We start from the raw sequence: 8,220 nt of genomic DNA, 5'->3' as shown, positions 1-8,220 counted from the left end.
TGAAAGAATTGGAAGGTGAAGGCAATGAGTAAAGTAGCGACAAGAACAGCATATGGAAAAGCACTGGCTGAACTGATCGTAGAACGTGATGATGTGATCGTACTAGATGCCGACCTGACCAAATCAACGAAAACATGTGATGCGAAAAAAGCAAGACCAGAACACCATTTCAATATGGGAATCGCAGAAGGCAATATGATGGGAGTCGCAGCAGGATTAGCCGCTAGTGGCAAGGTTGTCTATGCATCCAGCTTTGCGATGTTTGCGGCAGGAAGAGCTTATGAACAGGTAAGAAACAGTATTGCATATCCTAAGTTAAACGTGAAAGTATGTGCCACACATGCAGGTATTACGGTAGGCGAAGATGGCGCAAGTCATCAAAGTGTAGAAGATATCGCATTGATGCGCGCAATGCCAAACATGAAGGTATTCAATCCATGTGATGCAAGACAGGCAGAGATGATTGTAAAAGCAGTCGCAGATATCGAAGGTCCATGTTATGTAAGACTTGGTCGAGGCAATGTGGAAGATGTATACAGTGATGATACAGCATTCACATATGGCAAAGGCAACATTTTGAGAAAAGGCAAAAAAGTCGCAATCGTAGCTACAGGTATGATGGTACAGCAAGCCTTACGTGCATATAAAACATTGAAAGCTGAAGGCAAAGAAGTGACAGTGGTAGATATGCCATGTATCAAGCCAATCGATGAAGAACTGATCAAAGAACTGGCAAAAGAACATGAAGTCATCGTCAGCTGTGAAGAACACAGTGTCATCGGTGGTTTAGGTAGTGCGATTGCAGAAGTATTGGTAAAGAATGAACCAGTGAAGATGGTGATGATTGGTATGCAGGACTGCTTTGGAGAAAGTGGAACACCGGATGCTTTATTAGAAAAATACGAACTAGACGCAAAAGCAATCGTGAGAAAAATTAAAGAAATATTATAAAAAAAGGAGTTGTACAGAATATGTACAGCTCCTATTTTAATAATACCGATTCTTTTAAGGTTGGATCAAAATTAGTTTCAAACATTTTGGTCGTATGTTGATTCAAGACAAAATCCTTTGGCATATTTTTCGGTGTATATCCGGTAATTTCTTTAAATACACGATTGAAGTGACGAATCGTTTCAAAACCACATTGATAGGATATTTCCGTAACGGTAAATGCTTTTTCTTTTAATAAGGAAATCGCTTTTTCAATACGTATGATATTTAGATATCTGGAAAAGGTCATACCGGATAATTTATGAAAATATTTAGAAAAGTATGATTCAGAAAGCCCCATATAAGATGCCGCCTGAGAAAAGGTGATATCCGCATAGTTTTTCTGTATTTCAGAAAGCAGCCCTTTATAATCCATCAGATTCACATTCTTATTGATCGCATAAAATTTGTCTATGTTTTCTTTTCGATATATTTCAATCAACAGCTGTTCTAACAGGTTATGACAGCGTTCAATATAGAAAGCATGTTTATGTTTTAGTTCATATTGGATGGATATAAAAATATCTAAGAAATGATAAGCTGATTTTAAAACAGCATCCTTTGTATAAACATCTTGTAATGCTTCAGGCAGAAAGTCCCCATGAAACATAATTATTTTCACAATGCAGTCCTGATCACAGTTGATATAGTGAATCTGTCCACTGTTGATATAAATCAAATCACCGCTTCGTAAGTGATATTCTTCATCGTTATGCGATATGATTGCTTGCCCCTGTTCAATATAGATTAACTCTGTTTCCATATGCCAATGTGCTAGATTATGCAGGTTTCTATAACCACCAATCCAGATATGACAATGATCTTCATAGTTTCGTTTTTCAAAATTTGCCAGCATATGATCACCTCTAGCTGTATTGTATAAGAAATGACAATAAATGTCTATATTTCCATAAGGAATTTCTTTTTTTCATCACCTGGTTTCATTATACTGTAAGTGTAAGATAAAGAAAGCAAAGGAGGTTTATGATCATGGAACATACAACACAACAAAAACAATTTAAAAAGCTGTATCTGGGAATAGAATTAGGGTCTACCAGAATTAAAGCGGTATTGATCAATGAAAATCATGAAGTGCTGGCACAGGGAAATTACGATTGGGAAAATCAAATGCAGGATGGTATCTGGACATATTCTCTGGATATGGTTCATACAGGGTTACAAGCATGTTATCATGCGTTAAAAGAAGATGTTAAAACAAAATATGGCTTTGTTTTGAAAAAACTAGATGGTATGGGAATCAGTGCAATGATGCATGGATATCTTGTATTTGATAAAGCAGGTAACTTATTGACACCATTTCGTACATGGCGCAATACAATGAGTGAAACAGCAAGTAAACAGCTGACAGAACTTTTTCAATATAATATCCCTCAACGCTGGAGTATTGCTCACTTATATCAGGCAATCTTAAACAAAGAACCACATGTAAAACAAATTGCATTCCAGACGACTTTAGCCGGCTATGTGCATTATCTATTGACAGGTGAAAAAGTATTAGGTGTTGGTGAGGCAAGTGGTATGTTTCCCATTGATTCTTCTAAAATTGATTATGATGAAACAATGGTACAGAAATTTAATGAAAAAATATCAGGAGAACAACTGCCATGGAAACTACGGGATATCTTTCCAAAAGTATTAAATGCAGGGGATGAAGCAGGTCATTTAACGACTGCTGGTGCTGCTTTTTTGGATGTAGAGCATGATCTTTGCGCAGACGTTCCATTATGCCCTCCAGAAGGAGATGCAGGAACTGGCATGGTCGCAACCAACAGCATCAATATAGGAAGTGGAAATGTATCAGCGGGTACCAGCGTATTTGCAATGGTCGTGCTTGAGAAAGCATTAAGCCGGGTATATGAAGCATTAGATATGGTCACAACCCCATCAGGAGATCTTGTTGCGATGGTGCATTGTAATAATGGTACCTCTGAATTAAATGCATGGGCAAATATATTTTCACAATTTCTAAATGGCATGAATGTGAAGGCAGACTTAGATGATATCTATGGAATACTATTTCAAAAAGCCTTACAGGCAGAACTTGATGGTGGCGGACTTATCGCATGTAACTATTTATCAGGAGAACCGATTACTGGCTTTACATCAGGCGTACCATTATTTGTAAGAAAACCGGATGGACATTTTACATTAGAAAACTTCATGTTGACATTGATTTATTCATCCTTATCTACATTAAAAATGGGTATGGATATTTTAACTCAAAAAGAAAATGTAAAAATTCATCAGATGTTTGGACATGGCGGCTTCTTTAAAACTCCGCTTGTCGGACAGAAAATCATGTCAGCTATTATGCGTGCACCGCTCAGCGTATTAGAAACAGCAGGAGAAGGCGGGGCATGGGGATGTGCTGTTCTTGCGGCATACAAACAACAAAAAGAAGCAGGAATGTCCCTTTCAAATTATCTACAACGACGGGTTTTCTTGAATGTAGAATGTAATACACAAATGGCAGATGAAGCATTGATTAATGGTTTTGATGCATTTATCAAAGATTATAAAAAATGTCTGATCGTAGAAAGAACAGCTGTGAAAGAGCTATAGGAGGAAATAAAAATGAAAAGTTTAGGAAATTATACATTCTGGTTTGTGGTAGGAAGTCAGGATCTCTATGGAGAAGAAGTTTTAAAAACCGTGGATGCACATACGAAAGAAATGGTAGAAGGATGGAATCAGGATGCCTTACTGCCTTGTGAAATTATCTGGAAACCAGTGGTGCGCAATCGTAAAGAAATCTATGATGTAATGTGTGCCGCAAACATGGATGAACATTGTGCAGGTGTGATCACTTGGATGCATACATTTTCACCAAGCAAGATGTGGATCAAAGGCTTTGAAGCACTTCAAAAACCATTATTGCATATCAATACACAATTTAATCGTGATATTCCTTGGAATGAAATCGATATGGATTTTATGAATCTGAATCAATCCGCACATGGAGATCGTGAACATGGCTTTATCACTGCTCGTATGCGTTTGGCACATAAGGTGATTAGTGGGTATTGGAAAGATGAAACGATGCGTCAACGTATGGGGAAATGGATGCGTGCAGCCGTTGGTGCTTATGAAAGTAATCGTGTAAAAGTTATGCGTATTTCTGATAATATGCGTGATGTTGCAGTTACGGAAGGAGATAAGGTAGAAGCGGAAATCAAGCTGGGATGGATTGTGGATCATTATGGTGTTGGAGATATCATTCAATATGTACAGGCAGTAAGTGAAGAAGAAATCGATGAACAGATGAAAGCTTATGAAGCATTATATGATATCGCAACAGAAAATATTGAAGCGATTCGTTATCAGGCGAGGGAAGAAATTGCCATTGAAAAATTCATGCAGGAACATGGCGGATATAATGCATTCCATACCAATTTTCAGGATTTACAACAATTAGAACAGCTGCCAGGACTTGCGGCGCAGGACTTAATGCGTAAAGGCTATGGTTTTGCGGGTGAAGGCGATTGGAAAACAGCAGCATTATGTCGTATCATGAAAATGATGACGAAGGATAAAGATGGTGGTACAGCGTTTATGGAAGATTATACATATCATTTTGATCCAGCATGTGGCATGAATATGGGAGCACATATGTTAGAAGTGTGCCCAAGTGTGGCAGCGACACGTCCAGAAATCAAAGTTGTGCCATTAGGTATCGGAGATCGTAAAGATCCTGCTCGTTTAACATTTAAAGCAAAAGAAGGACCAGCTGTACTTGCGACAATCATTGATATGGGCGATCGATTCCGTATGATTGTAAATGATGTCATTTGTCAAAAACAAAAGCATGATATGCCAAATTTGCCTGTGGCAGGTGTTTTATGGAAACCACTTCCAAGTTTAGAAACCAGTGCAGAAGCATGGATTTATGCAGGAGGTGCCCATCACTCTGTCATCAGTTATGATTTAGATGCGGATATCTTGCGTGACTTCGCAGAAATCATGAACATGGAATTTATTCATATCTGTAAAGAAACAAAAATTCCAGATTTACGTAAAGAATTAACATGGAATGATATGATCTGGAAACTGAAAGGATAAAACTTATGTTAGAAAACTTGAAACAAAGCGTATTAGAAGCTAATTTATTACTTACAAAATATCAACTTGTGACCTTTACATGGGGAAATGTATCTGGGATTGATCGTGAAAAAGGCATCATTGCGATCAAGCCAAGTGGTGTAGCGTATGATAAAATGAAAATGGAAGATATCGTGTTAATTGATCTGGAAGGAAATGTTGTGGAAGGACATTTAAAACCAAGCAGTGATTTTATGACACATATCGTATTTTATAAAAACTTTCCTCATATTGGTGGGGCAGTGCATACGCATTCTCGTTTCGCAACCAGCTTTGCACAGGCAGGCAGAGATATATTAGCTATGGGTACAACACAGGCTGATTATTTCTATGGCGATATTCCATGTACAAGATATATGCGAAAGGAAGAAATACAAGGCGCATATGAACTTGAAACTGGAAATGTCATTGTGGAAACATTTAAAGAAAGAGGCATGGAACCAGATGAGGTGCCAGGTGTTTTGGTACATAGTCATGGGCCATTCGCATGGGGAAAAGATCCATTTGAAGCTGTACATAATGCAGTGGTTATGGAAGAATGTGCCGCTATGGATTTTGTCAGTATTATGTTAATGAACCATGAACCACAAAGAATGCAACAGTCCTTATTAGACAAGCATTTTAAACGTAAACATGGACCTAATGCTTATTATGGTCAAAAAGGATAATGCTATGGAACAAATATTTGATCAAAAGTATCCTAATATCAATGTATATCGTTTAGAATCAGAATCTTTATGTGTGGATATCATCAATCTAGGTGCCACGATTACATCAATTCGATATAAAAAAGATGATACAGATGTCGTCTTAGGTTATGATACCATTGATGAATATCAAAAGTTTAAAAACTACTATGGCGCAACCATTGGACGGTGTGCCAATCGTATCGCAAAAGGAGCTTTCACATTGCATGATCAAGCATATCATTTAGATATCAATGATCATGGCAACAGCCTGCACGGTGGGAAAAATGGCTTTCATACACGTTTATTTCAGGTGCTGGCATATGATAAAACAAGTGTAACCATGCGATACAATAGCCCGGATATGGAGGAAGGATATCCAGGAAATCTTATATTGGATATTACATTTACATTGCATGATGATACGTTATGTATTGAATATTCTGCGATATCGGATCAGGATACCATTGTGAACTTTACCAACCATTCTTACTTTGCTTTACAAGGGCATGGGGATGGTTCTGTCGATGAACAGATACTAACAATGAACGCTTCATATTATGCAGAGAATGATGAAAACCGTTTGGTCACAGGAAAATTATCAGAAACAAAAGGTACGCCATTTGATTTTACCAAAGGCAAAGCAATTGGAAAAGATATTTATGATCAAATGAATATTCAAATACAAAGAGCCAATGGATATGATCATTATTTCCGCTTTGATGAAAACAAGGAACATATGGTAAAACTAGTGGATCAAAAACATCAACACAGCCTTATCGTGAAAACAGATTTACCAGGATTTCATCTTTATGTGCCAGATGATCAAGAGCCACAACATGGTAAACACGGCAAAGAATATATCGGGCATTGTGCAGTATGTATAGAAACATCGTATATGCCAGATGCGATAAATCTTCAAGAATGTCCAGAAACACTATTGAAGGCCAATGAGAAATATACAACAAAAACAACATATCAGTTTCAATAAAGTTGAAAATAATAAACTAAGTATTCCTTAATCTTTTTGGAATACTTTTTTATATTACTTAAGGCTAGATATTCCTACAACAATCTGATAAGATACACTTATAAAAGAAAAGGAGCTGTTTGTATGTATTATAAAACAACATACCATTCTCCCATTGGAGATATCTTGATTGTAAGCGATCATGAATCGATTGTTGGTGTATGGTTCTATGGACAAAAATATTTCTGTGGTCGTTTGAAGGAGGAAATGATAGAAAAAGAAACTGCTGTTTTATCAGAATGTAAAGCATGGTTAGATGATTATTTTCATGATTTACAACCTGAAATATCAAGACTTCCTTTACATCCGATGGGTAGTGAATTTCGATTAGAAGTATGGAATATTTTAAAAGAGATTCCTTATGGAGAAACTATGACGTATAAAGATGTTTCAAAAGAATATGCAAAGCGTACGGGGAAAGCTTCCATGTCCTCACAGGCAATCGGTGGGGCTGTTGGGCATAATCCGATTTCTATTATCATCCCTTGTCATCGTGTCATCGGCGTAAAAGGAAATCTGACAGGTTATGCAGGTGGTATGGATAAAAAAATTGCATTACTTCATCATGAACATGCGGATGAAAAACAATTGTTTATCATAAATACTTCAAAAAACAAGCGAGGGAAATCAATATGCTTTTGATAGAAAAGCTTCAACATTTAGAAAAGATATCTGATTCTCAAAAATCAGTTGTAGATTATATGCTGGAACAAAAAGAGCGAATAGAAAAACAAACAGTAAAAGAAATCGCAGCAGCCATTTATACATCAAGGAATTATTTAATAAGTTGATGGTGGACAATGCTTAATGAAAAAAAGATGGATGATCTAAAGGTGATCGTCCATCTTTTATGAGGTATTAATCCCACGCTATTTCATTTCCATTTTCTTTTACAATACGATATAATTCTGTTTCATTTTCCACTAGAGATTGAATGATTTCTATGAGTGATTCATTCAATGATGGTTGCAGATATTGATAGGAATAGGATTTGATATTAATTAATTCAAAACAAAATTAATTAATATCAAAAGTAAAAATATATAGCATAAGTTGACAATATTGATTATTTCAGTTTTTTTAGTAAAATTTTTACTAAGATCGCTATTGTTGATAGTAAGAAGTCCTAAGAGTAAGACTATAGGTGATAAAATAGGAGAACTATAGCTATCATTTATGAAAATCTGATAGACAATAATACATGCAATAAATAAAATTATAATTCTACTTAAAAGGATAGTGATTTTTTTTGTGTTCATAATTATTCTCTTTTCTCATATATAAGAATATTGTCTAACTATAACAGTTATTCTGTTTCCTGTCAAATTAGTTAAAAAAACAGTAGAATATACATTGCTTAAATGGTGATAATACTCATAAATGAGTATTAAACCA

The 8,220-nt window shown here is 36.1% G+C and carries 8 protein-coding genes; 7 read left to right on the top strand and 1 reads right to left on the bottom strand.

Features of this window, described 5'->3' with window-relative positions:
- The first annotated feature begins 24 nt into the window (after positions 1-24).
- Positions 25-951, top strand: coding sequence for a transketolase family protein (locus tag DW761_RS14620; protein ID WP_117518563.1), 927 nt, complete (start codon positions 25-27; stop codon positions 949-951).
- A gap of 31 nt (positions 952-982) precedes the next feature.
- Here DW761_RS14620 and DW761_RS14615 read toward each other — a convergent pair whose 3' ends face one another.
- Positions 983-1,846 carry a helix-turn-helix transcriptional regulator gene (locus DW761_RS14615; protein ID WP_117518562.1) on the bottom strand — a complete coding sequence of 288 codons (864 nt, stop codon included), beginning with the start codon at positions 1,844-1,846 and terminating at the stop codon, positions 983-985.
- A gap of 134 nt (positions 1,847-1,980) precedes the next feature.
- Between DW761_RS14615 and DW761_RS14610 the strand changes: the two genes are divergently transcribed.
- The 6 genes from DW761_RS14610 to DW761_RS14585 all read left to right on the top strand — a co-directional run bounded on the left by DW761_RS14610 (position 1,981) and on the right by DW761_RS14585 (position 7,616).
- Entirely contained in the window at positions 1,981-3,573 is a 1,593-nt protein-coding gene (locus DW761_RS14610) for a xylulokinase (protein ID WP_233513108.1), read from the top strand.
- Positions 3,574-3,585: 12 nt separating this feature from the next.
- Positions 3,586-5,070 (top strand): L-arabinose isomerase, encoded by a 1,485-nt coding sequence (araA, locus tag DW761_RS14605; protein WP_117453166.1) that lies wholly within the window; start codon positions 3,586-3,588, stop codon positions 5,068-5,070.
- Between the two features lie 5 nt (positions 5,071-5,075).
- Entirely contained in the window at positions 5,076-5,777 is a 702-nt protein-coding gene (locus DW761_RS14600) for an L-ribulose-5-phosphate 4-epimerase (protein ID WP_117453167.1), read from the top strand.
- Positions 5,778-5,781: 4 nt separating this feature from the next.
- Complete coding sequence (locus DW761_RS14595; RefSeq protein ID WP_158552208.1) at positions 5,782-6,786, top strand: aldose epimerase family protein; 1,005 nt, start codon at positions 5,782-5,784, stop codon at positions 6,784-6,786.
- Between the two features lie 123 nt (positions 6,787-6,909).
- The gene (locus DW761_RS14590) at positions 6,910-7,467 is read left to right on the top strand and encodes a methylated-DNA--[protein]-cysteine S-methyltransferase (protein WP_117453169.1); all 558 of its coding nucleotides are present in this window, start codon (positions 6,910-6,912) and stop codon (positions 7,465-7,467) included.
- Entirely contained in the window at positions 7,458-7,616 is a 159-nt protein-coding gene (locus tag DW761_RS14585; RefSeq protein WP_117453170.1) for a hypothetical protein, read from the top strand. Before DW761_RS14590 ends, DW761_RS14585 begins: the two co-directional genes overlap by 10 nt.
- The last annotated feature ends 604 nt before the right edge of the window (positions 7,617-8,220 follow it).

The sequence above is a fragment of the Absiella sp. AM29-15 genome (assembly GCF_003434225.1).
GTDB lineage: Bacteria > Bacillota_I > Bacilli_A > Erysipelotrichales > Erysipelotrichaceae > Hoskinsella > Hoskinsella hominis.
This window is presented reverse-complemented; position numbering and strand designations above follow the sequence as displayed.

Excerpts from the sequence above, each read along its gene's own strand:
- DW761_RS14620 (WP_117518563.1), top strand. The coding sequence starts at position 25 with ATGAGTAAAGTAGCGACAAGAACAGCATATGGAAAAGCACTGGCTGAA.
- DW761_RS14615 (WP_117518562.1), bottom strand. The coding sequence starts at position 1,846 with ATGCTGGCAAATTTTGAAAAACGAAACTATGAAGATCATTGTCATATC.
- DW761_RS14610 (WP_233513108.1), top strand. The coding sequence starts at position 1,981 with ATGGAACATACAACACAACAAAAACAATTTAAAAAGCTGTATCTGGGA.
- araA (WP_117453166.1), top strand. The coding sequence starts at position 3,586 with ATGAAAAGTTTAGGAAATTATACATTCTGGTTTGTGGTAGGAAGTCAG.
- DW761_RS14600 (WP_117453167.1), top strand. The coding sequence starts at position 5,076 with ATGTTAGAAAACTTGAAACAAAGCGTATTAGAAGCTAATTTATTACTT.
- DW761_RS14595 (WP_158552208.1), top strand. The coding sequence starts at position 5,782 with ATGGAACAAATATTTGATCAAAAGTATCCTAATATCAATGTATATCGT.
- DW761_RS14590 (WP_117453169.1), top strand. The coding sequence starts at position 6,910 with ATGTATTATAAAACAACATACCATTCTCCCATTGGAGATATCTTGATT.
- DW761_RS14585 (WP_117453170.1), top strand. The coding sequence starts at position 7,458 with ATGCTTTTGATAGAAAAGCTTCAACATTTAGAAAAGATATCTGATTCT.